We start from the raw sequence: 2,022 nt of genomic DNA, 5'->3' as shown, positions 1-2,022 counted from the left end.
TCCTCCAGATCGACACCGCCGGCTGACCCCGCGCCCGGATCATCGGCTTGTAGGCACTACACCTCGCACCCACGCGCACCCAAAACCGCAGGTCAACGGCCTGATCCATGCCCACAAGATCACTTAGCTGCGGAACTCAGGCCAGCGGCTCTTTTGTGGCTCGATGGGGCGCTGGGGTCTACCACGAGCACGACGAGGGCTTTGTGCTCTGTCGTCACTGGGTCGAGGGGTGTGATCCTTCCCTGAGTGGGTGGCCGGGTTCTGAGTGCGAAACCCACCCATCCAGGCGTTGGCACGAAGCCTCTCAAGGAGGACGATCATGGCTCAGACCACGGCGAAGAAGGCACCTGCACCGGCGGCTCGCACCACCAAGCCAACAGCCGCGAAGAAGTCACCGGCACGGGCGGCTCGCACGCCCAAGCCAGCTGAAAAGATCACGCCAGCCGAGCAGAAGAGCCCGGTTGACAAGACAGCGGAGTTTTCCGAGGAGGTCCTCAAGGCGGTCGAGGCCGGACAGCGAGCGGCGATCGAGGCGGTGCGGAAGTTCGTCGACACCGTCGACGAGGTGCTTCCCGCGCTCGGCGAACGCCCGTCACGGCGCGAGACCATCATTGACGCCGCCCAGGACATGGCCGACAGGCTCGTCACAACGCAGTACAACTTCATCCGCAACGTCGTGCGCAGCGCGGACCACTCGCTGGCCACGCGGGGAACCCCGAAGAAGTAGACGACCCTCAACACGGAGCCGGTGTCAGGACTCGAGGTGCGGTGGCGCGAACGCTTCGACCCTCTGCCTACTTCAACTGGTCGGTTGTCGTCGCCGTGGCCAGTTGGGCACTGCGGACGTAGCGCTCGCCCATCGTGAACGCGAACGATCCCAGATGGTCTACGGGCTGCCGGAGAAGCAGGGTTTCGGCAGCGTCGGCGGGTGTGAGCAGGTACACGTCGTGGACATCTCCAGGCGTGTGCGTGCCATCCGTCAGGCAGCGTGCGATCAGTCGGCCGATCTCCTGGTCGATCCCGTGCGCCGACTGGGCGAGGGTGGCGGCGGCTGTCTCGTCGAACACGACGCTGTGGCGGTGGCCCAGGATCGTGGGCACTTCGGGCTTGATCTGCTTGCCCGTGTAGAAGGCCATCCGTGCGACCTGGCGCATGGGGCGGTCCGGTTGGCACACGTACGCCCCGTACGTCAGATAGAAGCCGTACGCGGTCCGGGCTGCCACCACCACGGTGTCCCGATCATCGAGGAGGCCGTCGGCTTCGAACAGGGCCAGTAGTTCCCGGATCAGGTACCGCTCGTGCTCGCTCGCTGGTTCGCGATCGTCAGATAGCACCGCACCCAGAGTCTCAGCGAGGGCGACGAAGTTGACCCAGACCACCCGCTGATCGTCCAGGTCACTCAGAGTGCCCGGGCAAGCCAGGTCCGGTGTCAAGACGATCAGTCGCCCGTTCGGGTCGCCACCCAGTTTGTCAAGGTAGGCGATCTTGAGGGCGGCGGCGTGAGCCGAGTCCAGCGCGCCGGGGGTGGTCTTGACCTCAAAGAGGAACCTGAACTGGGCGGAGATTTCACCATCCGGATTGCCCGGTCCGTGGGTTGCCGGGAGCGGGATGAACCTGACCAGGGTGAGGTCGGCCTCCCCGAGCAGGCCGCCGAGGATCCGCTCGGTCAGATGCAGACCCAGTCGTTGCAGGACGGCCAGGGTCGAGGCGGTGACCCGGTTCTCCCCCTGCTGGTAAGTGGAGAACAACGGTTTGAGGGGCACCTCGTCATCCTCTCGGACGGTCGGGCCAGATGGACTCAGGTGGTCCGAGACCTGGCATATCGGCTGCGGACCGCGCCGCAGTAGGGGCGTTCGACCCCCGCGTCGTCCAGGTCGGGATCTAAGCCTCGATCCGTGGACTCGGTGGCTGCGCGAATCTTGATCTGTGTTGATCGGTGGCCACTGTGGCCGTGCATGGCTGAGCCGCTGGTCTACCCGGCCTTTCCACGTGTTGGTCTGCGGTCGGCGCCGCGTGCGGCGG

Annotated in this window: 2 protein-coding genes; one reads left to right on the top strand and one right to left on the bottom strand. The window is 65.6% G+C overall.

Features of this window, described 5'->3' with window-relative positions; genetic code table 11:
* Positions 1–319: 319 nt before the first annotated feature.
* On the top strand, positions 320–727 hold the full coding sequence (locus VIM19_19510) for a hypothetical protein (protein ID HEY5187031.1): 408 nt from the start codon (positions 320–322) through the stop codon (positions 725–727).
* Positions 728–794: 67 nt separating this feature from the next.
* Here the strand turns inward: VIM19_19510 and VIM19_19505 are convergent, their stop codons facing one another.
* Positions 795–1,763 (bottom strand): hypothetical protein, encoded by a 969-nt coding sequence (locus tag VIM19_19505; GenBank protein HEY5187030.1) that lies wholly within the window; start codon positions 1,761–1,763, stop codon positions 795–797.
* Positions 1,764–2,022: the final 259 nt, after the last annotated feature.

This window comes from Actinomycetes bacterium, from assembly GCA_036510875.1.
In the GTDB taxonomy this organism is placed as follows: Bacteria; Actinomycetota; Actinomycetes; order Prado026; family Prado026; genus DATCDE01.
Note: the sequence above shows the minus strand (reverse complement) of the source record. Positions and strands in the feature narration are given on the sequence as shown.

Bases quoted from the DNA above. Each gene is read 5' to 3' on its own strand.
- VIM19_19510 (HEY5187031.1), top strand. From the start codon at position 320: ATGGCTCAGACCACGGCGAAGAAGGCACCTGCACCGGCGGCTCGCACC.